23 protein-coding genes, 1 tRNA gene and 1 pseudogene are annotated in these 20,771 nt (G+C 72.0%); 16 read left to right on the forward strand and 9 right to left on the reverse strand.

From position 1 onward, the window contains the following. Positions 1-97 precede the first annotated feature (97 nt). From HUG12_RS07330 to HUG12_RS07340, 3 genes are all read left to right on the forward strand, one after another. On the forward strand, positions 98-1,111 hold the full coding sequence (locus HUG12_RS07330; RefSeq protein WP_179268132.1) for a phosphate signaling complex PhoU family protein: 1,014 nt from the start codon (positions 98-100) through the stop codon (positions 1,109-1,111). Between the two features lie 108 nt (positions 1,112-1,219). Next, positions 1,220-2,458: a carboxylate--amine ligase gene (locus tag HUG12_RS07335; protein ID WP_179268133.1), complete on the forward strand. Its 1,239-nt coding sequence runs from the start codon at positions 1,220-1,222 to the stop codon at positions 2,456-2,458. A 187-nt stretch (positions 2,459-2,645) separates the two neighbouring features. Next, complete coding sequence (locus HUG12_RS07340) at positions 2,646-3,071, forward strand: CBS domain-containing protein (protein ID WP_179268134.1); 426 nt, start codon at positions 2,646-2,648, stop codon at positions 3,069-3,071. 127 nt (positions 3,072-3,198) lie between these two features. On the opposite strand, the gene HUG12_RS07345 is transcribed toward HUG12_RS07340, so the two are convergent. The 3 genes and pseudogenes from HUG12_RS07345 to HUG12_RS07350 all read right to left on the reverse strand — a co-directional run bounded on the left by HUG12_RS07345 (position 3,199) and on the right by HUG12_RS07350 (position 5,088). After that, positions 3,199-4,089 carry a Vms1/Ankzf1 family peptidyl-tRNA hydrolase gene (locus HUG12_RS07345; RefSeq protein WP_179268135.1) on the reverse strand — a complete coding sequence of 297 codons (891 nt, stop codon included), beginning with the start codon at positions 4,087-4,089 and terminating at the stop codon, positions 3,199-3,201. Between the two features lie 81 nt (positions 4,090-4,170). Beyond that, a pseudogene (locus HUG12_RS21670) lies at positions 4,171-4,628 on the reverse strand (NUDIX domain-containing protein); the annotation flags it as partial. Between the two features lie 103 nt (positions 4,629-4,731). Further along, entirely contained in the window at positions 4,732-5,088 is a 357-nt protein-coding gene (locus HUG12_RS07350; RefSeq protein ID WP_179268136.1) for a DUF5802 family protein, read from the reverse strand. Between the two features lie 167 nt (positions 5,089-5,255). On the opposite strand from HUG12_RS07350, the gene HUG12_RS07355 reads away from it, so the two are divergent. Together HUG12_RS07355 and HUG12_RS07360 are read left to right on the forward strand one after the other, a co-directional pair. Further along, positions 5,256-6,056, forward strand: a complete 801-nt coding sequence (locus tag HUG12_RS07355) for an aldo/keto reductase (protein WP_179268137.1) — start codon at positions 5,256-5,258, stop codon at positions 6,054-6,056. 107 nt (positions 6,057-6,163) lie between these two features. Beyond that, positions 6,164-6,427: a hypothetical protein gene (locus tag HUG12_RS07360; protein ID WP_179268138.1), complete on the forward strand. Its 264-nt coding sequence runs from the start codon at positions 6,164-6,166 to the stop codon at positions 6,425-6,427. 104 nt (positions 6,428-6,531) lie between these two features. Here the strand turns inward: HUG12_RS07360 and HUG12_RS07365 are convergent, their stop codons facing one another. Continuing rightward, positions 6,532-9,240 (reverse strand): phosphoenolpyruvate carboxylase, encoded by a 2,709-nt coding sequence (locus HUG12_RS07365; protein WP_179268139.1) that lies wholly within the window; start codon positions 9,238-9,240, stop codon positions 6,532-6,534. 186 nt (positions 9,241-9,426) lie between these two features. On the opposite strand from HUG12_RS07365, the gene HUG12_RS07370 reads away from it, so the two are divergent. From HUG12_RS07370 to HUG12_RS07385, 4 genes are all read left to right on the forward strand, one after another. Then, positions 9,427-10,320 (forward strand): ubiquinol-cytochrome c reductase iron-sulfur subunit, encoded by an 894-nt coding sequence (locus HUG12_RS07370; protein WP_179268140.1) that lies wholly within the window; start codon positions 9,427-9,429, stop codon positions 10,318-10,320. Positions 10,321-10,386: 66 nt separating this feature from the next. Continuing rightward, positions 10,387-10,725, forward strand: coding sequence for a hypothetical protein (locus HUG12_RS07375; protein WP_179268141.1), 339 nt, complete (start codon positions 10,387-10,389; stop codon positions 10,723-10,725). Between the two features lie 443 nt (positions 10,726-11,168). Further along, positions 11,169-12,530: a DUF92 domain-containing protein gene (locus HUG12_RS07380; protein ID WP_179268142.1), complete on the forward strand. Its 1,362-nt coding sequence runs from the start codon at positions 11,169-11,171 to the stop codon at positions 12,528-12,530. Continuing rightward, positions 12,527-12,994 (forward strand): GNAT family N-acetyltransferase, encoded by a 468-nt coding sequence (locus tag HUG12_RS07385; RefSeq protein ID WP_179268143.1) that lies wholly within the window; start codon positions 12,527-12,529, stop codon positions 12,992-12,994. The genes HUG12_RS07380 and HUG12_RS07385 overlap by 4 nt, the downstream gene beginning before the upstream one ends. A 28-nt stretch (positions 12,995-13,022) precedes the next feature. Here the strand turns inward: HUG12_RS07385 and HUG12_RS07390 are convergent, their stop codons facing one another. Then, positions 13,023-13,688: a TVP38/TMEM64 family protein gene (locus tag HUG12_RS07390; RefSeq protein WP_179268144.1), complete on the reverse strand. Its 666-nt coding sequence runs from the start codon at positions 13,686-13,688 to the stop codon at positions 13,023-13,025. Positions 13,689-13,821: 133 nt separating this feature from the next. Here HUG12_RS07390 and HUG12_RS07395 point away from each other — a divergent pair, with 133 nt between their 5' ends. Continuing rightward, positions 13,822-14,196: a DUF5830 family protein gene (locus tag HUG12_RS07395; protein WP_179268145.1), complete on the forward strand. Its 375-nt coding sequence runs from the start codon at positions 13,822-13,824 to the stop codon at positions 14,194-14,196. Between the two features lie 20 nt (positions 14,197-14,216). On the opposite strand, the gene HUG12_RS07400 is transcribed toward HUG12_RS07395, so the two are convergent. After that, the gene (locus HUG12_RS07400; protein ID WP_179268146.1) at positions 14,217-15,266 is read right to left on the reverse strand and encodes a DUF7115 domain-containing protein; all 1,050 of its coding nucleotides are present in this window, start codon (positions 15,264-15,266) and stop codon (positions 14,217-14,219) included. Between the two features lie 128 nt (positions 15,267-15,394). Here HUG12_RS07400 and HUG12_RS07405 point away from each other — a divergent pair. Beyond that, positions 15,395-15,542, forward strand: a tRNA-Met gene (locus HUG12_RS07405). A 362-nt stretch (positions 15,543-15,904) separates the two neighbouring features. On the opposite strand, the gene HUG12_RS07410 is transcribed toward HUG12_RS07405, so the two are convergent. Continuing rightward, positions 15,905-16,150 carry a hypothetical protein gene (locus HUG12_RS07410; RefSeq protein WP_179266819.1) on the reverse strand — a complete coding sequence of 82 codons (246 nt, stop codon included), beginning with the start codon at positions 16,148-16,150 and terminating at the stop codon, positions 15,905-15,907. Between the two features lie 301 nt (positions 16,151-16,451). Here HUG12_RS07410 and HUG12_RS07415 point away from each other — a divergent pair, with 301 nt between their 5' ends. From HUG12_RS07415 to HUG12_RS07430, 4 genes are all read left to right on the forward strand, one after another. Next, a complete protein-coding gene (locus HUG12_RS07415) occupies positions 16,452-16,769 on the forward strand; it encodes a hypothetical protein (protein WP_179268147.1) in 318 nt (105 codons plus the stop codon). An 80-nt stretch (positions 16,770-16,849) separates the two neighbouring features. Beyond that, positions 16,850-18,616, forward strand: coding sequence for a nitrite/sulfite reductase (locus tag HUG12_RS07420; RefSeq protein WP_179268148.1), 1,767 nt, complete (start codon positions 16,850-16,852; stop codon positions 18,614-18,616). A gap of 9 nt (positions 18,617-18,625) precedes the next feature. After that, complete coding sequence (locus HUG12_RS07425; protein WP_179268149.1) at positions 18,626-18,916, forward strand: DUF6360 family protein; 291 nt, start codon at positions 18,626-18,628, stop codon at positions 18,914-18,916. 94 nt (positions 18,917-19,010) lie between these two features. Then, a complete protein-coding gene (locus HUG12_RS07430; RefSeq protein ID WP_179268150.1) occupies positions 19,011-19,247 on the forward strand; it encodes a hypothetical protein in 237 nt (78 codons plus the stop codon). Positions 19,248-19,418: 171 nt separating this feature from the next. On the opposite strand, the gene HUG12_RS07435 is transcribed toward HUG12_RS07430, so the two are convergent. Next, a complete protein-coding gene (locus HUG12_RS07435; protein WP_179268151.1) occupies positions 19,419-19,583 on the reverse strand; it encodes a hypothetical protein in 165 nt (54 codons plus the stop codon). 125 nt (positions 19,584-19,708) lie between these two features. Between HUG12_RS07435 and HUG12_RS07440 the strand changes: the two genes are divergently transcribed. Next, positions 19,709-20,455 carry an HpcH/HpaI aldolase family protein gene (locus HUG12_RS07440; protein ID WP_179268152.1) on the forward strand — a complete coding sequence of 249 codons (747 nt, stop codon included), beginning with the start codon at positions 19,709-19,711 and terminating at the stop codon, positions 20,453-20,455. Between the two features lie 84 nt (positions 20,456-20,539). Here the strand turns inward: HUG12_RS07440 and HUG12_RS07445 are convergent, their stop codons facing one another. Beyond that, the gene (locus tag HUG12_RS07445; RefSeq protein WP_179268153.1) at positions 20,540-20,716 is read right to left on the reverse strand and encodes a hypothetical protein; all 177 of its coding nucleotides are present in this window, start codon (positions 20,714-20,716) and stop codon (positions 20,540-20,542) included. Positions 20,717-20,771: the final 55 nt, after the last annotated feature.

Consider the following 20,771-nt stretch of genomic DNA (forward strand, 5'->3'; position numbering starts at 1 on the left):
GACACGTACGCGCGGTCCCCGACGATGGCTCGTCCGCCGACCCGGAAATATATAGAATTCCGATAAAGTTATGCCGGGACCGCCGACTATGGAGAACATGGTCGAAACGCGGAAGGTGCAGGTGACTGGCGGGTCCACCTACACCGTCTCCATCCCGAAGGACTGGGCGACCGAGAACGGCGTCAGCGCCGGGAGCACCGTGGAGTTCTACCCGGAGGACGACTCGCTGTTTCTCACGCCCCGGACCGACGAGGAGCGGACCGAGGGGACGCTCGACATCGGCGACCTGTCGGGCGAGGAACTCACGCGCGCGGTGATGACCATGTACGTCTCGGGGTTCGACGTCATCGCGCTCGAGTCGACCCGCATCTCGAACGACCAGCGGCGGACCATCCGCGACTCCACCCAGAGCCTCGTCGGCCTCGAGGTGTTAGAGGAGACGCGCGACCGCGTCGTCGTCCGCGACCTGCTCGACTCCTCGGAGCTGTCGATCCACAACGCAGTCACGCGGATGCGGCTCATCGCGCTCTCGATGCTGGAGGACGCGGTGGCCGCCCTCGCCGACGGCGACGAGGACATGGCGAAGGACGTCATCCAGCGCGACGACGACGTCGACCGCCTCCACATGGTCGTCTCGCGCATCTTCCGGGCGACGCTTCGGACGCCGAAGGCCGCCGACGAACTCGGCGTCGGCCGCGAGACCTGCTTCGACTACCACGCCAGCGCCCGCCAGCTAGAGCGGGTGGGCGACCACGCGACGAAGATCGCCCACATCACGCTCCAGCTCCAGGAGGGGAACGGGGAGGCGATCCCGTCCGAGGTCATCGAGGCCATCGAGGAGATCGAGGCGGAGGCCCGGACCGTCGTCGATCGCGCGATGGACGCCCTGTTCGCCGAGGAGAACGCCGAGGCGACCGAACTCGCGAACGACGCGCGGGCGTCGGTGCTCGAGATCGACGAGCGGGCCCGGGGGATCGACGAACTCCTGCGCGACCAGGAGCCCGCGCGGGCGCAGTTGCTGGGGCTGATCGTCGACTCGGTGTCGCGCTCGGCCGACTACGGCGGAAACATCGCCGAGACGGCGCTCCAGAAGGCCGCCCCGACGCCGTAGGGGTCCGCCCCCGACGAGCCCCCACTGACCGACCGCGCGACCGTCCGGGACGACGGCAGGGACCGCCGAATGCCGGGACTCTTTGCCGCGCGACCGGCTACATCGACCATGGCCGACAGTTTCCACGACACCGGGGGCCTGGTGGCGGCCCTCGAGGACGCCCCGTTCGACCGTCCGCCCGCGCTCGTCGCGAACGCGCACGTGACCGGCGTGAGCGTCGCCCGCGCGCTCGACGCCCACGGGGTGCCCGTCGTCGCGCTCGACCGAACCGACACCGGGGTCGCGTGGCCCTCGGACGCGATCGACTACGCCGGCGAGGTGACCTACCCGCTCGACGACGAGGACGGCTTCCGCGAGGACGTGGAGCGCATCGTCGAGGCGGCCGGGACGGAGTGCGTCGCGTTCGCCTGCATGGACGACTGGGTCCGCGGGTTCGCGCGAACCGAGCCCGACGGCGTCCGCCTGCCGTTCTCGGACCTCGAGGGCATCGAACGCGTGCTCGACAAGGACGACCTCTACCGGCTCGCCGAGGAGCTGGACGTCCCGTACCCCGAGACGTACCGGCTCTCGGAGACGCCCGCAGACGAGGTGATCGAGGCGCTGGGCTTCCCGCTCGTGATCAAACCCGCACACAAGCGGAAGTTCGAGGAGGCGTTCGGCACGAACGTGATCGAGGTCGACTCGCGCGAGGCGTTCGACGAGACGGTCGCCGCCGCGGAGGCGGCGGACGCGACGGTCCTGATCCAGGAGAAGGTGAACGTGGAGGTCGGCGCCGACACCTCGCTGGCCTCCTACGTCCCGCCGTCCGGCGTGGACGACGCCGTCGCGGTCGTCGGCAACGCCGCGGTCCGGTTCCCCCGGCAGTTCGGCACCTCCTGTCTCGTGGAGACCGTCGACCGGCCGGCGATCGCCGAACGCGCGCTCTCGGTGCTCGAGGAGACCGGCTACCACGGCATCAGCGAGTCGGAGTTCGTCTACGACGCCGACCGCGAGGAGCACGTCCTGCTCGACGTCAACACGCGGCCGTGGAAGTGGATCTCCATGCCGGTTCGGGCGGGCGCGAACCTCCCGATGGCCGCCTACGCGGCCGTCACCGACGCCGAGTACGAGGTCGACGAGGTGGGCGAGGCGCGGTGGGTGTACCTCCGGGACTACCTGGAACTGTGCGCGACCGACGAGGCGTTCTGGGACGTGCTCTCCGCTGCGGACTGGGCGAGTCTCGTCTCGGGCACCTTCGAGGACTCGGGGGACCTGACGACGGGCGTGTACCGTCCGTCCGACCCCGAGCCGACCGCACAGCTTCTGGGGACGGAGTTCACCGACCGCGAGTACTACTGCTCCTGTTAGGCCCCGTCCGCCGGGACCCGGCGCCCGCCGACCCCCCGCCGACCGTTCGGTCGCGACCGGGCGGAGTTGCGACCGGATGGAAACCCGATGACGACCGTCCGCCCGACGCTCGGGAGCCGAACGGCGACCGCCTGTTTTGAAATGAAAGCCGAATCGTTACCGGACTCCGTGCCCTCCCTCCGATGCCATGCCCGTTGGACACCTCGGACCGGAGGACGTGGCGACCGTCGAACCGGACGCACAGGTGAGCGAGGCCGTGGACCGGCTCGAATCCGAGAGCGTCGGCGCGGTCGTCGTCGCCGACGGCGACGAACCGATCGGCGTCGTCACCGACCGGGACGTGGCGCTGGCGGTCGGCGGGGACGAACCGGTCGGGACCGAGCCGGTGCGGTCGGTCATGAGCGAGGACCCGGTGACCCTCCACGAGGACGAGGAGGCGATGGAGCTCTCCCGGACGATCGACGAACACGACGTCCGGCGGGTCCCGATCGTCGACGACGACGGCGAACTGACCGGGATCGCGACCGCGGACGACCTCGTCGGGACGGTCGGCGAACAGCTCGATCGCGTCGCCAACACCATCGAGGCCCAGTCGCCGGAGTACAGCCCCTGACCAGGCGGTCCGCCGGCTCCGATCGCGGCACGCGTTCGTCGACGTGACGGGGCCGGCTCCCGCATCCCGAGCGGGCGAACGCGCCGACGTCCCCGGTTTTCCGACCGTACCGCACCGCCCGGACCCCTCAGAGCAGCCGCAGCGTCGCGGTCCAGAAGTCCTCGAACGCGGCCTCCAGCGCCTCCTCGGGGTCGCCGGTCGCGTCGCTGCCGGCGGTCCGGTCGGCGTGTTCGCGGACCTCGGTCAGGACGGTGCGCTCGCCGACCAGGACCACCCTGTCGGCGTCCACGTCGGACAGCCGCTCCCGACAGCGGTCGAGGTGCTCGTCGATCTGCTCGTCGCGGATACGCTCGAAGCGCGCCTGCGAGTAGCCGCCCTTGTCGTGCTCGCTCATCACGTCGGTCGTGAAACCCGCGTAGTCGACGCGCTCGCCGCCCTCGTACGTGCCGAGCGCGAACGTGTCCGACCGGACCAGCCCGAACGCCAGCCGGCCGGTCGGGCGGAACCAGGACCCCTCGACGCGGAACCGGTCGTCCCACTCGCAGAACGGTTCGGGCGGGAGCGGCGGGTCGAGCGCGCAGGAGACGACGCCGGCGTCGTCGCGGTAGACGAGCGTCGGCGCCGCCCTGCGGACGAGCGGCGCGCGGTCGCCCAGCCGCTCCCGGACCGCCTCCGGGACGTCCCCGTCGGTCACCATCGCCGAGAGGGCGCCCTCCGTGCCGGCCTCGACGCTCCGGAGCCGGGAGAGCACCGAATCGAGCCGTCCGCGCCGGAGCGTCTCGGTCCCGCGGAACTCCGCGGCGGCCTCCTCGTCCTCCGCCCGGTCGACCCGGTCCGTCAGCTCCTCGATGCGGTGTTCGAGTTCGTTGACGCGCTCCTCGGCATCCTGCCGCCTGCGGGCGGCCTCGCGGCGGCGCTCCTCCTCCGCGTCGAGTCGCGCGCGCAGCGAGTCGCGCTCCTCCTCCAGGTCCTCGATGCGGGACTTCAGCCCGTCGCGCATGAGGAGTCGGTCGAGCATACCCCGACCCGCGGACCGGTTCGGGAAAAAGCTGCCCTCACGGGCCGAGGGAGGTGGGTCGACGGGGCGCTCTCGCGCCGGGGCCCGCTCGGCGGCGCGGACGGCCTCGATCCCGAGTTCGGCGACGTCCGGGTCGCCCTCGGGCAGGTCCTCGGGCGTGTACCGGCTCCACGAGTCCGCCCCCCCTCGCCGTCGGCCGGGTCGATCTCCCGGCTCGCCGCGGTCGCGGAGAAAATCTGATCGACGTGCTGGTGCCCGACGGTTCCGTCCTCGTGCACGTTGACGTCGTACAGGAGCGGTGACACGGCCGAGGAAGCGCCCGGCCGGCCGGACCCGGGTTCCTCCGGGGGGACGCCAGCAGCGTCGCTTCGAGTCCGAGTTCCTCCCGGACTCGCGCAGCCCGGCCTCGTGCGGGAGTTCGCCCCGGTCGACGTGACCGCCGGGCGGACGGTGACGTCGTGGCGCTCGTGTTCGTGGAGGGCGGTCGCGCCGTCGTCGACGACGTCGACGGTCGCGGTGAGGTGTCGGGTCGTCTCCATGCCGGCGGGACGGGTCCCCCCCGACTTGGTTGCTCGCCGTCCACGGTGGAACTGAAACCCCCGACGTCGGGCGCTCCGGCGGGGGGCTTCCGACTCGTGGAGCTTACGCGCTCGACTCGCCCTCCCAGCCGGTGAACTGGAGGAGGTCCTCCGCACGGTCGGCGTTCGCGAGGAACACCTCGCGGCGGCCGGGGAGCTTCCCCTCCAGGTCGCCGGGGACCGCGTCCTCGGGGAGCGTGAGCGTCCCGCGCGGGACGTCGTCGTCCCCGACGACCGGGTAGTGGCGCGTCCCGACCTTCATGACGAGCGGGTTGTCGAGCCGCTCCACGCCCTCGCCGGTCGCGTAGAGCTGCTCGTTGACCCGCTCGTGGTCGTCGCGCTTGATCGCCGCCTCGCGTTCGCCCCGGGGCTGGACGTAGAGGCGTCCGAGGTAGTAGCCGCTCGAGAAGCGTTCGAACATGCTCTTCGGGTGATGGTAGTCGCCACGACCATGTTAAGCGTTACCAGCAATCGTTATATGGGCGCGCTATCATCCCGGCGCCCGCGGCGGTCCCGTCGCCCACGCGGACTTCGACCCCGCCGACCGCGACCGACGGATTCACCCTCGCGGCGACGGACCGGTTCGACATGCCCGAGTTCCGTCGCTTCGGACAGGGGACCTACAAGCTCGAAGGGGAACGGTGCGCCGAGAGCGTCGAAACGGCGCTCGAACTCGGCTACCGCCACGTCGACACCGCCCAGAGCTACGACAACGAGGGGTACGTCGGCGAGGCGCTCGCCGCCGCGAACGTGGACCGCGAGGACGTGTTCGTCGCGACGAAGCTCGCGACGGGGAACCTCGCGTACGACGACGCGGTGGAGTCGGCCCGCGAGAGCGCCGAGCGGCTCGGGGTCGACGCCATCGACCTGCTGTACGTCCACTGGCCGATCGACACCTACGACGCGGCCGAGACGTGCCGCGCGCTGGACGACCTGGTCGACGAGGGGCTGGTCCGCAACGTCGGGCTCTCGAACTTCCGGCCCGACCAGCTACGGGAGGCGCGCGAACACCTTGAGAGCCCCCTCTTCGCCCACCAAGTGGAGTGCCACCCGCTGTTCCGGCAGGAGGAGCTCCGCGAACTCGCCCGCGAGGACGACCACCGGCTCGTCGCCTACTGCCCGATCGCGCGCAACCAGGTCGCCGACGTCCCCGAGATCCGGGAGATCGCCGGGAAGCACGACGCCACCCCGGCGCAGGTGAGCATCGCCTGGCTCCTCGCGAAGGAGGACGTCGCCGCGATCCCGAAGGCGACCGGCGAGGACCACCTCCGCGAGAACCTCGCGGCGACCGACCTGGAGCTCGACGGGGACGACGTCGCCGCCATCGACGACCTGTCGGAGTCCCGGCGGATCGTCGACTTCGAGGAGGCGCCCTGGAACCGGGTCTGATCGGGACGCGGGGGCCCGGTCGGGGCGCGAGCCCACGGCGACCACATTTACTTTCGCCGCGCCTCCGGCTAAGTATTATCCCCGGATCGGCCGTCTAGCGTGACGCCATGCCAGACACATCCCACACGGAGGTGGAGGCGACCGGAACGGACTCGACGGCGGACGGCGGCGGACGGCGGACCGACGTCCGACTCGTGCTCGGCGTCGCGGTGCTGTTCGCGCTGCTCGGCGCGCTGCTGGTGCGGGTGGCGGGCGGCGGGAGCCTCGACGGGGTCCTCGGCGCCGCGCTCGCGCTGCTGCTCGTCACGGCCGTGGTCGTCGTCTTCGGCGTGGAGACCGTCAGGGCGGCCGCGGAACTCCTCCGGCCGTAGATGTCGGCCCGAGTCACCATCCAGTGCAGGACGAACCAGGCCGCCGGGTGCGGACCGGACGGACGCGAACGGACCGGTTCGTGCGGTCCGCTCGCTGCCGTCGCCTACCCCGTGTTCTTCATGCCGGCCGCGATGCCCTTCACCGTGAGCCGTAGCGCCCGCTCCTCCGCCTCCGACCGGTGGGTCCGAGCGAGCAACTGCACCTGCAGGAGGTTCAGCGGGTCGACGTACGGGTTCCGCCGATCGAGGTTCTCCGCGAGCCACGCCCGACCCGTCAACTCCTCGCGCCCGGTGATCGCCCGGACCAGTTCGACGGCGCGCTCGTACTCCGACTCGATCCGCGGGAAGAAGCGCTCCCGGAGCGGCGGCGGCGCGAGTTCGGCGTACTCGGCGGCGATCTCCAGGTCGGTCCGGGCGAGCGAGAGCGCGACGTGGTCGACGGTCGTCCGGAAGAACGGCCATCCCTCGTACATCTCGCGGAGCGTGTCGAGGTCGCCCGTCCCCGTGCAGTCGTCCGATCCCCCCTCGCCCTCCAGGTAGGCGTCCAGTCCCGCGGCGACCGAGTACCAGCCCGGGAGGATGGCCCGCGACTGGGTCCACGAGAACACCCACGGGATGGCCCGGAGGTCCTCGACGGTCCGCTCGCCCGACCGCGAGGCGGGCCGCGACCCCATGTTCAGTTCCTCGATGACGGCGATGGGGGTCGCGGTCTCGAAGTACCGGACGAACCCCTCCGAGTCGAGCAGGTCGCGGTACGCCGTGCGGGCGCCCGCCGCGGCGGCGTCCATCGCCGCCTCCCACTCCTCCTTCGGCCCGGTCGCCTCGCCCGTGAGCGAGCGGAGCCGTGCGCGAACCTGCGCGTCGAGCATCTGTTCGAGTTCCCGCTCGGCGACGCGGGGGTTGGCGTACTTCTCCGCGATGGCCTCGCCCTGCTCGGTGAACTTCACCTCGCCGGTCGCCGTCTCCGGCGGGAGCGCCAGCAGCGCCTCGTTCATCGGGCCGCCGCCGCGGGAGATGGAGCCGCCGCGCCCGTGGAACAGGCGCAGTTCGACCCCCACGTCCGCGGCGACCTCGGCCAGCCGACGGGCGTTGCGGTGGAGGTCCCACGCGGCCGCCAGCGGCCCGTTCTCCTTGTTCGAGTCGGAGTAGCCGAGCATCACCTCCTGGAGGCCCCCCCGCGCCTCGAGGGCCGCGCCGTACGCGTCGTCGTCGACGAGCGTTCCGAGGATGTCGCGGGCGTTCGAGAGCGCCGAGGCCGTCTCCAGGAGCGGCACCACGTCGAGCCCGCAGTGCTCGGGCAGGTCGACGACTCCGGCGAGATCCGCGAGGTAGAGCACCTCGAGCACGTGTGAGGGCTCCTCGGTCATCGAGATGCAGTAGGCGTCGACGGCCTCGACGCCGTACTCGGCGTGCCAGTCGGCCAGCGCGTCGAACCGCTCGCAGACGCGGGCCGGGGCGTCGGCGAGGCCGTCCGCGTCGAGCTCGCCGATCGACTCCCCGAGCACCGACTCCGTGAGGACGGCCTGCCGCTCGGGCTCGTCCAGTCCCAGGTAGTCGACGCCCTCGCGGTCGAGCACGGCCGCGACGGCCGCGGTGTGGTTCTCCCGGTGGTCCCTGAGATCGAGCGCGGCGAGCGTGAAGCCGAACGTCTCGACCCGCCGCGACAGCGGGTCGACGTGCTCGCGCGCGACCGCGTCGTGCCCGTTCGCCCGCAGGTCGGTAGCGAGGTCGTCGAGCGCCGCCTCCAGTTCCCCGGACGAGTCGAACTCCCCGGGCCTGAGGTCGTCCACCCGGTCGAGTCGGGTCCGGAGGAGGTGGACGAACCGACGGTACGGCTCCTCGGGATGTCGGTCGTCCGCCGTCTCGGCGGCCCGCGGCACCGCGTCGCGCTGGGCGTCGGCGCGGGCCTCGAACGCGTCGGTGTGGGTCAGCCGCCCGCCATCGTGGCTCACGACGCCGGCGAGCGCGTCGAGCTCCGCGTCGTACCGCGACAGCACGGCGTCGCGCTGGGCCGCGAGCGTCTCCGCCGTCACCTCTGGGGTGACGTGCGGGTTGCCGTCGCGGTCGCTCCCGGCCCACGAGCGGAAGGAGAGCACGTCGGGGACGTCGACGGTCGGGTGGTCCTCGCCGACGGCGTCCTCCAGCGCGTCGTAGGCGTCGGCCACCACGTCGAACAGGGTGTTCTCGAGGTACCAGCGCACGTCGCGCGCCTCGTCGGTGGGGACGGGGCGGCGCCGCCGCACCTGTCGCGTCGCCCACAGCGACTCGACCTCCGCCTCGAGGTCGTCGTAGCGCGCGACCGTCTCGCGGCGGGTCAGCCGGCGCTCGTCGAGGTCGGCCAGGACGTCGGCGACGCGACGCAGTTTGGCCTTCACCGTCTTCCGGCGCGCCTCGGTCGGGTGGGCGGTGAACGTCGGAACGACACGCACGTCCGCGAGCGCGTCGGCGACGTCCTCGTCGTCCATCCCGGAGAGCGCGTCGACGGTCGCGCCGAGGCCGTCGGGCAGCGTCCCCTCGTTCTGCCGGCGCCTGACCGTGCGGACGCGTTCGCGCTCCTCGGCGACGTTCACGAGTTCGAAGTACGTCGCGAACGCCCGCGCGACGGTCCGCGTCGTCTCGGGGTCTAGTCCGGCCAGTCGCTCGCGGACCGGGTCCCGACCGTCCGCCGACCCGCGCCGGTAGTCGATGGCGCCGGTCCGGACGTCCTCGACCGCCTCGTACGCCGCCCGCGAGGTCTGCTCCTCCAGGACGTCGCCGAGGAGCGTGCCCAGTTCGCGGACGTCGCGTCGGACGTCGCGCGGTTCGTCCGTCATGTGTTGCCGTACGTCACCCGGCGGGTAGAGGCTTTCCCGTTCGGTCGAAGAATTGCCTCGTAACCGAAGTAATAACTGAGGCGACTCGCCCCGGGCGGGAGGGCGCTACGCCTCCGAAAATCCGGTCACGGCGCGCGCGTCCCGCCTTTCGTCAGGCTTTTGCGTAGTCGCCTCGGAGCCGTAGCCATGAGCGCAGACGACAAGTACCCCGGCGATTCGGGACGTCGCCGGTTCGTCAAGGGCGTCGTGGGGGGAGCGGCCCTGGCAGGGGTCGGCGGCGTGGGGTCCGCGACGGTCAACAGCCTCACGAGCTCGGGCGGGTCGGGCGGCGGGGCCACCGAGGCGATGGCCATCGAGAACACCGCCGGGCCGGCGCCCCGCGGGATGCCCCAGATCCCCATCGAGATCGACGACGAGGGGAACATCGGCGGGCTGTGGCCAGAAGTCTCCACCGAGACCGAACAGGGGGTCGAGGTCCAGGTCGCCCGGACGGACCTCGGCGGCACCACCTACACGACCGAGTGGTTCCAGTACTGCGGGGTCGAGACGTACCAGGGCATCCAGCCCGGCTACGAGCCCGAGGGCGGGAACTACTTCCACGCGGGGGACAGTCCCGCCTACGAGTGGCAGGCCGAGCAGATGAGCGGCGGCGACCAGTTCACGGTCGACATGTTCTCCGACTACGAGTCGTGGGGTAACGGCATCGGCGCCGAGGGGATGGGCAAGCCCGCGACCGGCACCTGGCGGTCCCAGGACACGGAGGACACCATCCCGATCCAGTTGCTCCGGAGCCCCGTCATCGAGCAGCTCGCCGAGAACGGCTCCGCGGAGGCCGCCAACGGCCGGACGTACGAGGTCGACTCCGGCATCCAGCAGTGGCTGCAGGCCTCCACCAGCCAGGGGTTCATCGCGTGGCTGAACAAGTGTACGCACTTCTGCTGTGTCCCCGGGTTCAAGAGCGAGCCCGGTTCGGCCCGGTACGGCGCGGAGGACGGCGTCTACTGCCCGTGCCACCAGTCCGTGTACGTCCCGTTCAGCATCATCCCGACGCTGTTCGTCTCCCGTCCGCGCCCCGAGTAACCCCGCCTCGCGCGGCATCGCCGCGGCGACGACGCGTTTTTGGCCCGGTCGCCCGCATCCACGACCATGAGCGACGAGGACGCGGACGGGTCGACGTTCGAGCGGGAACTGGAGAACGCGCGGACGCTCCTCGAGGCCGACGACGTGACCGCCGTCCACGTCGGCGTCGTCCACGGCGAGGAGGTCGACACGGCGTTCGCACAGACCGCCGACGACCCGCACGAGGAGGGACTCCGCGCGCTGACCCTGCTGGCGACCCACCTCAGGCTGGTCGCCGAGGAGGCGGGCGTCGACTACGAGACGGTCGCCGCCGACGCCGCCTCGCTGGCGGGGTCGGTGGAGGAACTGCCCGACGTGGGCGACCGCGACGCGGAGTCGGTGGGCGACTCCGAACGCGAGGGGTGAGCCGGACCCGGCGGATCGCGATTCGGGGTCGAACGATCCCCGGACGGCCGCGCGGTTCTCGGTCCGAGAGTGGATCCGGCCGCGATCGTACGGTTCCCGGAGAGCCTGCGGCACCCGGCTCCCCTGCCGGTTCGGTCGTCGTGGAGCAGTTCCCGAAAACCCCCTGATTCCGGACTCGGCGCGGCCGCCGTCGTTCGCGTGAGCCTCGCGCGCGTCTACTATATGGCTTCTTCGCCGCTCACGAGACCCCACGAGGGGGCTCGCGTCGCGCGCATCGACCCTCCCGGGCGGACGGGTGGAGCGTTCCGGCCGTCGTTCCGGGGAACGTACGGGGCCGATCGGCGCCGAAGCCGCCGGAATCGCGGAGAAGCGGCCCCGTAGGGGAGGTTACGCTTGGCTATCGTGTCGGGACCGTTAAGTGGCCGTCCGCGATACCGCACCACGTGACTCACCGACTCCGGCGCGCCGGGGCGTTCGCCGCCGTCGCGACCCTCGTGCTCGGAGCCCCCGCGCTCGGACCGGCCGCCGCCGCGCCCTTCGCCCTCGTCGCGGTCCTCGCGGCGTTCGTCGTCGACGAGGGACCCCTCTTCGAGCTGTTCGCCCGGCCGGGCGACCACGAGGACCGCCGACTCAACGGCCTCGCCGGCTTCGCGCTCGCGGCCGCCGGACTCGGCATCCTCACGATGGAGTTCCCGGGGGCGGTGCCGATGCCCGACACCGTGTTCGCGGCCGCCGTGCTCACGCTCGCGTACGGCAATCTCGGGCGCGAACTCGTCCGGACGGCGACGACCGACGAGTTCGCCGTCGTCGCGGGGTTCGTCGCGGCCGCCACGCTCGCCGGCACCGTTGGGCAGGCGTTCGTCGCCGCGCTCGCGGGCGAGTTCTCGGTCGGGGCCGTCCCCGAGTACGCCTTCCTCGCGGCCGTCGGGGCGCTCGTCGCCGCGCTGCTCCGGTCGATCCTCTTCGGCCGCGACGACCCGCTGGTGATGGTCTCGGTCGGCTTCCTCCTCTGGCTGTTCGCCGGGCTCACCGGGACCGTCCCGGCCGTCCTCGTCGCGGTCGGCCTGGGGCTGGCGGTCGCGCTCGGCTGGGTGTCGTACGCGCTCGACGCCGCGTCCGTCCCCGGGATGTTGACGGGCGTCCTCCTCGCGGCGCTCTCGGTCGTCCTCGGCGGCTACGGCTGGTTCGCCGTCCTGATCTCGTTCTTCTCGGTCGGCGCGCTCGCGACGAAGTACCGGTACGAGGAGAAACGGGCCCGCGGCGTCGCGGAGGGGAACGACGGCGCGCGAGGCACCGGCAACGTCCTCGGCAACGCCGCGGTCGCGCTGTTCGCGGTCGTCGGCTACGCGGCGGCGGCCCGCCTGCTGGACCCGGCGCTCCCGCTCGCGGGCGTCGCCCCGACGCTGCTCGCGTTCGCCTTCGCCGGCTCGGTCGCGGCCGCGATGGCGGACACGCTCTCCTCGGAGTTCGGCGGGCTCTACGACGCCCCGCGGCTCGTCACCACCTTCGAACCGGTCGAACCCGGCACCGACGGCGCGGTCACCTGGCAGGGCGAACTCGCGGGGCTCGCCGGCGCGGCGCTCGTCGGGGCCATCGCCGCGTTCCTGATGCCGCTCGGGGGCGCGGCCCCCGCTCTGGTCGTCGTCGCAGGCGCCGGGTTCGTCGGGATGACCGTCGACAGCCTGCTCGGCGCGACCGTCGAGGGAGAGCGCCTGACGAACCAGGCGGTGAACTTCCTCGCGACGCTCGCGGGCGCGCTCGCCGGCGCGGTTATGGCGTTCCCGCTCGTGGTTTCGATCGTGTGACGCGCGTTCGACCGGGACGGGAGACCGACGAATCCGCCCTCCGCGCGCTCCAGTGCCACCTCCGTGAGCCCAGCCCGGACCTGCTCGCGCACGGGCTCCGGGTCGGCGACGTGCTGGTGAGCGTCGCGGGCGAAGGGTCGGACGACGCGCGATCGGTCGACGGGCGGCCGAGCGACCAGAGGCCGGTGGGGTACGTGTTGCCGGTGCCGGGCGGGACGGACGGGAGCGTCCACGTCGCGGAACTCGTCGTCCACCCGGACCACCGCCGCGAGGGGCGTGCCGCGGAGCTGCTCGGGCGCGTCCTCGCGGACGCTGACGCGAGGGTCACGCTCCTCGTCGCGCCGGAAAACGACGCCGCGCTCGCGCTCTACCGGGACCTCGGGTTCGCGGTCGCCGGCCGTCGCCCCGGCTTCTACGACGGCGGCGACGCGCTCGTGATGGCCCGCGAGCCGTCGGACGGGTAGGCGCGGCGTTCGACGGAACGCGTCCGGATCAGGCCCCGGACCGGGAGTTCACGTACCGGCGGTACGCCGGTCCGGCGAGCAACAGGAGCCCCGCGAGCGCCGCGGCGGCGACGAGCCGCGGGTCGAAGGCGGCGCCGACCCCGCCGGCCGCGACCCGGCCGGCCGAGGCGCCCGCGACGGTCGCGGCGACGGCCCAGGGGACCTCCCCGACGGCGGTTCCGACGAGGTACGGCCGGAGCCGGACGCCCGCCAGGCCCGCGGCGACGCTGACGGCGTCGGAGGGGGTCGGAAGGAGCCGCGAGGCCGCGACCGAGCGGAAGTCGCCCGCGACGCCGACGGCGCGCTCGCCCGCCTCGGCCGCCCGGCGCGTCAGCCCCGACGCCCTGCCGGCCCCCCAGCCCTCGCGCCCCCGGAGCGCGACCCGGTACGGCGGGACGCTCGTGAGGGTGATCAGCGCGAGCGCGAGGGGCGCCCCCGCGACTCCGTAGGCGTAGCCGGCGAGCACCCCCAGGAGCGACGTCGGCCACGCGAGCAGCGGACGGACGACCGCGAGCGCGCAGAGCGCGACGGCGAACCGGAGCGGGTCGGCCAGCAGCCAGTCGACCCGCGAGAGGAGCAGGTCGGGCGAGGCGAGCCACGCCGCTACGAGCGCGAGGAGTGCGAGCACCCCGGCCGCGAGGGCGCGGCGGTTCACGCGTCCGGGTCGGCGGCGCGACCGAAAAAGTCGTCCGGTCGAGTTTTGGCCCGACCGCACCGAGACGGCCCGACCCCACCACGCCGTTCGGCGCGACGTTTAAGCGGCCTCCCGAAAACGGGGATACGAGGCCGTGCCGACCGACCGAACCCGAACCGAAACCGTGGAACTCGGCGTCGAACTCCTCGAACACGTCGAGGACGACGAACTCCCGCTCGCGGAGGCGATGGACCGCATCGAGGCGGTGACGACGAGCCCCACCCTCGCGCGCGACATCCTCGACGCGGCCGAGGACCGCGGGGTCATCGACCGCGAGGGCGCGACGGTGCGGACCCGGCGCGGCGGCTCGTTCGTCAGGTTCGACTCCCAGGTCCTCACGCGCGAGGGCGAGTTCTCCTGCCGACGGTGCGGGACCGGTATCACTACCGGCCACTTCGTCCGGTTCGGGACGGGGGAACTGGGGCCGTTCGGCTCCTCGTGTGTCAGGAAGGTGCTCGGTCGGGAGTAGCGCCCGGGGCCGGTCGGGAACTACCGCCCGCGGCGGAGCTCCTCGATGAGCCGTTCGATCAGCTCCCGCTGGCGGTCCAGCCGCTCGTTCTGCGCTTCGACCTGCTGTCTGAGCGCCGCGAACTCCTCGGCGGCGTCGTCGGTCGGCTCGGCGACCTCGAAGCCGGTCTCCTCGAAGGCGTCCTCGTCGGCTCGCGGTTCGGTCGCGGCGGCCGCGGACCCCCCGTTGGCCTGACCGCCGCTCGCCGACTCGCCGCCGCCGGCGGTCGTCGCGGCTGGCTCGGCGCCCGCGTCGTCCCCGAGCACGTCCTCCAGCGGGTCCTCGCGGGTCGCGTTCTCGGGGCTCTCGACCTCCGCCGGCTCCGCCGAGAGCGGGTCCGGGCCGTCGCCGAAGTCGACCTCCCCCCGGTCCTCCTCGTCCTCGCCCTCGGCGTCGGCCGAGAGCGCGCGGAACGCCTCCAGCGAGTCGACGCCGTAGTAGGCCGTGATGACCTCCGTGAGCGACTCGCGGACCGCGCGGGCCTCCTCGGCGGGCGCCTTGAACCGCTCCTGGCGGCCGTTCACCGAGAGGACGACCGAGGTGGCGACGCTCCCCTCCTCGAAGGTGAGGTCGGTCACGTCGTCGAACGGGAACTCCTCGTACTCCTCGTCCCAGACGGCCGCGCCGATGTGTTTGACGACGCGTGCGCTCGTGACGACCAGCGTCAGGTCCGAGAAGCGGAACGTCCGCTCGACGGTCTCGCCGGGGTCGGTGATGTCCGCCGCCGAGAGCACGCCGGCGATGACGGGGTGGAGGACGCCGTCGAACCGCTTCCGGGGGACGGCGAACGACCGCTCGCCGTCGAGCCCGTAATCGAGCGTCAGCTTCGCCTTGCGGCGCGACTCGGAGACCGCGATCCGTTCGGCGTCGTGTGGGTACTCCTCGACCGACTCGTCGGAGAGGAGCCCCTCGCCGCGGTAGATGAGCGTCCGCGTCGGGGTGACGAACAGTTCGTCGTCACCGCCGAGGTGGACCCGGGCGGCGGGGTCCTCCCCGCCCATCTCCCGCTGGACCAGTTCCGGCAGACTCATGCCTCGGATTGACCCGTGCCATGGCTTAAAACCGGTGGGTCGGCGGGGACCGGGGGACGAGGCGACGCCGTCAGGCGGTCGGGGGAGATGGGAAGCTTCAAGGGTATCACCGCGCCACGTTCGAGTGAGCCGGGGTGGCTTAGCTGGACATAGCGCCGCACTCATAGGGTTTCGAGATTCGGTGCGGACCGCCTTGGAAGCCTCCGCCCCACGAGGCCCGCCGAGCCTCGTACCTGGGACATGCGGAGATCGCGGGTTCGGAGCCCGCCCCCGGCATGGTTTCTCTCCGAGCGACGAGTCGACACGCGACGTGCCCCGCCAGCCGGCGAGCGTCGGGTGACGGGGCGCGTACACCGCTCGACGGTCCGGGAGACGGTGACGGCGAACGGTCCATGGCGCGAGAAGATCCGGAGACCCTCCGGACGTTCGGCCGGGTCGCGTGCATGTCGGAGCGACCGGGCCGGCGACGTCCGGCTCGTAGCGGAGGGTCCGGGGGTCTGCAATGGGGCCGCTGAACCATCCCCGGTAGACGCGGTGTACTGCCGCTGGGAAGACAGTTAGCCCTAACAACTTAGGTGTCGGTTGCGTGTCGACCGATCACGGCCGGTCGCTCGGGGCCGCCGTTCGGCTGTGCCGGCCTACTCGTCGTCGTCGGCCGCCTCGCGCTGCTCGCTCAGCTTCTCCCAGATCTCGGTACAGCCCGCCCCCGACGGGACCTCGTCCAGATGGGACCGCTCACCCTCGGCCTCGGCTTCGGAGGTCTCGCCGGTCCCCCCGCGAGCGTCGACGTCCCCCGTCGAACCCGTCGCTCGAAGCGGACCCGCCTCGTCGGTCCCGCCCGCCTCCCGGGTCGCCCGGGCGTCCTCGACAGCCTCGTCGCTCATTCCTCCCCCCGTTCCGCTCTCGCCCGGAACAGCTCCGGCGCGGCGTCGGCCGATGCGTGTTCCCGCGGTTCCTCGTCGGTCATCGACCCCGCCTACTCGTCGGCGACCCATAAGCCGGTCCTCGCGGTCAAGCGCTTCCGGCGCTCCCCGGTACCGGAACGGGTTGCCGTCGTCTCGGTCGGGCGTCGGGACCCGGATCGCCGTCCGGTACCCCGGTTCCGGCGCGGACGGGGCGTCACCGGACGCGACGAGGGTTGCGCCCGCCGACGGGGCTACGGGCGAGCGCCGCGTCCGTCCGGACGTGACCGTCTCGTTGCGAACGCTGGACGACGGCGCCTGGGTGTCGCTGGACGACGAGCGCCGCGCCGGAGCGAGCGAACTCTGGTACGTGGCGGGGGTGTGCGGCTGTCCGGTGGCGGACCTCGTCGTCGAGGGAATCACCGACGTCGCCGTCGACGGGCGGACCGTCGCCGCCGAGACGTACGGCACCTGCATCCGCTGTGGCGCGTCGGTGACGACCGGCCCGGTTCCCGTCGGACGCCTCGTCGGCGCCGGATTCGAACCGCTCGCGGCCGGCGCGGTGCGGACGCCGGGCGGCGGGGGAGACAACCGGAAATAGTTTCCTCATTCGGGTAGCCCCGGGGAGGATTGACGGCGAGGGTCGCTTTAGGGAACTGCGGCCTGGAGGTGTGGGCAAGGATGCCCACGGACGTCGAGCGGTGGAAGTCGGAGACGTACGGCAACGAGATCCGGGAGCACCTGCTCGAGTTCGCCGAGGAGGGCTGGGAGTCGATTCCCGAGGACGAACACGACGCCTGGTTCGAGCGCTTCAAGTGGTGGGGGCTGTACCACCAGCGGAACGGCCAGGAGAGCTACTTCATGATGCGCATCGGCACGCCCAACGGCGTGCTGACGCCGGGACAGCTCCGTGTCGTCGGCGAGATCGCCGACGAGTACGCCCGCGGTCCGGGCGAGAACCCGGAGTTCGGCGCGGCCTACTGCGACTGGACGACCCGCCAGTCGATCCAGCTCCACTGGATCCGGCTGGAGGACATCCCCGACGTCTTCGAGAAACTCGAGGCGAACGGCCTCTCGACCCAGCAGGCCTGCGGCGACTCCTGGCGCAACATCGTCGGCTGCCCGGTCGCGGGCAAGGACAGCAACGAGTTCGTCGACGCGCTGCCGGTGGCCCTGAACCTCCACGACACGTTCAAGGGAGACGACGACCACACCAACCTCCCCCGCAAGTGGAAGGTGTCGGTGACGGGCTGCCGCGAGGGCTGCGGGCAGGGCGACATCAACGACCTCGCGTTCGAGCCGGCCGAGAAGGACGGCCGAAAGGGGTTCAACGTCCGCGTCGGCGGCGGCCTCGCCAGGAACGAGCCGCGGTTCGCCCGCGACATCGACGTGTTCGTCGAGCCGGAGGACGCCAACGAGGTCGCCGGCGGCATGTCGGCGCTGTTCCGCGAGCACGGCAACCGCGAGGACCGCTACTCCGCGCGCATCAAGTTCCTCGTCGACGAGTGGGGCACGGAGAAGGTACGCGACGTCCTGCAGGAGGAGTTCGTCGACTTCGAACTGGAGACGGCGGCCGAGGACCTCCGCGACGAGTACACGTACAACTCCGGGCGCGCGACGGGCGGCCACCACGACCACGTCGGCGTCCACGAGCAGAACGACGGCAACTACTACGTCGGCCTGAACGTCCTCGTCGGCCGGATGGGCGTCGACGACGTGCTGGAGCTCGCGGACCTCGCCGACGAGTACGGCTCCGGCGAGGTGCGGCTCACCCAGCGGCAGAACGTCCTCGTGACCGACGTGCCCGAGGGGAGCCTCGACGATCTGCTCGCGGAGCCGCTGCTGGAGGACTACTCGCCCGATCCGCACCCGTTCATGCGCGGCTCCATCGCCTGCACGGGCACCGAGTTCTGCTCGCTCTCCATCGTGGAGACGAAGAACCGGCAGGTTCGGTACGCCCGCTGGCTGAAGGAGAACGTCGAACTCCCCGACGGCGTCGAGGACTTCCACATCCACCTCTCGGGCTGCACTGCCTCGTGCGCCCAGCCGCAGATCGCGGACATCAGCCTCCGCGGGATGAAGACCCGGAAGGACGGCGAGGCGGTCGAGGCGCTCGACGTCGGCCTCGGCGGCGGCCTCGGCGAGGACCCGCGATTCGCCGACTGGGTCGGCCAGCGTATCCCGGCCGACGAGGTGCCCGGCGCCATCGCGAACCTGCTGGCGAGCTTCGAAGAGCGGCGTGAGGGCGACGAGAGCTTCCGCGACTTCGTCGAGCGCAGCGACGAGGAGACGCTGGAGGAACTCGTCGAGCCCGAGGAGACCTCCTACGAGGACCCGTACATGCACAACACGAAGCTGACGTGGTACCCGTACGCCGAGGAGGACACGATGGACGACAGCCCGGCGCCCGCCCGCGCTGACGGAACGCCCATCACCTCGGACGACTAAGGTCCGCGCATGCCCGACCGGCTCATCCGCGTGAACGCCTACACCACCTTCGACCTCCTCGAGGGGACGGCGACCGGCCACGGCTTCGAGGAGTCCGCGCCGGCCGTCCTGAACGTCACGGCGCCGCGCACGAACCCGGACCACGTCACGCTCGAACTGGAACTCGACAACGCCGACCTGGAGACCCTCCCCGCCCACGCGGACCGGGTGACGCTCTCGGCCGCCGAGGCGCGCGAACTCGCGGACGAACTCGGGTCGTACGCCGACCGGGTCGACGAGGCGTCCGCGTCCGACGAGTAGCGACCGACGGACGAGGCAACGCGTCGACACGAGGGTTCTCGCGGCTGAGAACCCGGGGCGAACCCTTTTGCCGGCCGTCCCGCGACACCTCCCCATGTGGGTCCGCGAGCGAGACGCCGTCGACTACGCCCTGGTGGGCGCCGTCACGCTGCTCCTCTACCTTCGGCTCCCGTTTCGCCCGGCGATCCGCGACCGACTCCGGTGGATCGTGGACTCCGTCGCGACGTGGATCGAGGAGTCGCCGGAGGCGGTCGTCGCGACGTTCGTCGTCGTCGTCGCGCTCGTCGGCGCCGCGTTCGTGCTGGGCGTGGTGCGGCACGCCTCGACCTGAACCTCTCGCACGAACCTCTTTTGCGGGGTCGCTCCTCGCTCGCGCCCCTCCGGCGCGCTCGCTCGTCGAACCCCCGCAAAACCCGTTCATGCCAAAACGCCGCTCGCTGGTGCCGACCGCCTCCGGTGGGTCGGTCGAGCGGCGTCGAATCGGGGTTCGGGGTCCCGCGAATCAGAGCGGGCGGAAAAGCGAGAGGAACCCGTAGAAGGCCCCCAGCAGCAGCATCAGGGCCAGGAGGATCGCGACCCACCTTCGGCCGTTCCCCGGGACGTCAGGGACCTGCGACGGGGAGTACGGCGAGAGCGGGTCGTTCGGCTCCGGATCGTCGCCGGCCATGCTCGGGGGAACGTTCGCCGGACGCATCACTGTTCTGGCGGGGGTGGCCCGCGAGTGGGAGTCCGACGTCGGGCCACGGCGCCGGACTCGCCCCCGTTTTTAGGCCCCGGTCACGATGAGCCGGTATGGCCGATACCATCAGGGAGACGCTCCGTGAGGACTCGCCGGCGGGGAGCTGGCTGTCGATTCCGTCCGCGCAGGTGGCCGAACAGACGGCGGCCGCGGACTTCGACTTCGTCGTGATCGACACCGAGCACGCGTCGACCGACGTCGGGACCGTCGAGTCGATGGTCCGCGCGGTCGACGCGGCCGAGGGGGAGACGGCCCCGCTCGTCCGCGTCGCGTGGAACGACCACGTCCGGATCAAGCGCGTGCTCGACACCGGTGCCGCCGGGGTGATGGCCCCGCAGGTGGACACCGCCGCCGAGGCCGAGGCGTTCGTCGAGGCGACCCGCTACCCGCCGGAGGGTCGTCGCGGCGTCGCCGCCGCGCGGGCGTCGAACTACGTCCGGGAGTTCGAGGAGTACTACGGGTCGGCCAACGACGCGATCGCGACCGTCGCGCAGGTCGAGTCCGCGGAGGCCGTCGGGAACGCGGCCGACGTCGCCGCCGTCGACGGGCTCGACTCGCTGTTCGTCGGGCCGGCGGACCTCTCGGCCGCCCTCGGCGCCTTCGGCGAGTACGAGTCCGAGCCGTTCCTCGACGCCGTGGGGACGGTGCTCTCGGAGAGTTCGGTGCCGGTCGGAACGCTCGCGACCTCGCCGGAGGAGGTCGACCACTGGGCGGACGTGGGGTTCGACTACCAGATCGTCGGGACCGACATGGGGTATCTCGCGCGCGGCGCCGCCGAGTCGCTGGCGCGGTACCGGTAGCCCGGTCGCCGTGGGGCACCGACGGCCCGACGGGACGAACGACCGAGCGGTCGCGTCGAGAAGACTGGTCGGGGTTCGCTCCGGTCAGACCGGTCGCCCGCCCTCGCTCGTGCCGACGAGGTACGTCCCGCAGGTGAGCAGTACCGCTGCCGCGACCAGCCCCGCGCTCGTGAGGACGTCCGCCCCCGGTGCCGCCCCGGGGAGAAAGAGGACCGTGCCCACGACCATCAGCGCCGCACCGACGAGGGTTTGCCGTTCCATGGTGGGGCCTGCGGAGCCGTGGCTAATGAGCGTTACCGTTTACCTCGACGCCGGC

It is taken from the genome of Halorarum salinum (assembly GCF_013402875.1).
Taxonomy (GTDB): Archaea; Halobacteriota; Halobacteria; order Halobacteriales; family Haloferacaceae; genus Halorarum; species Halorarum salinum.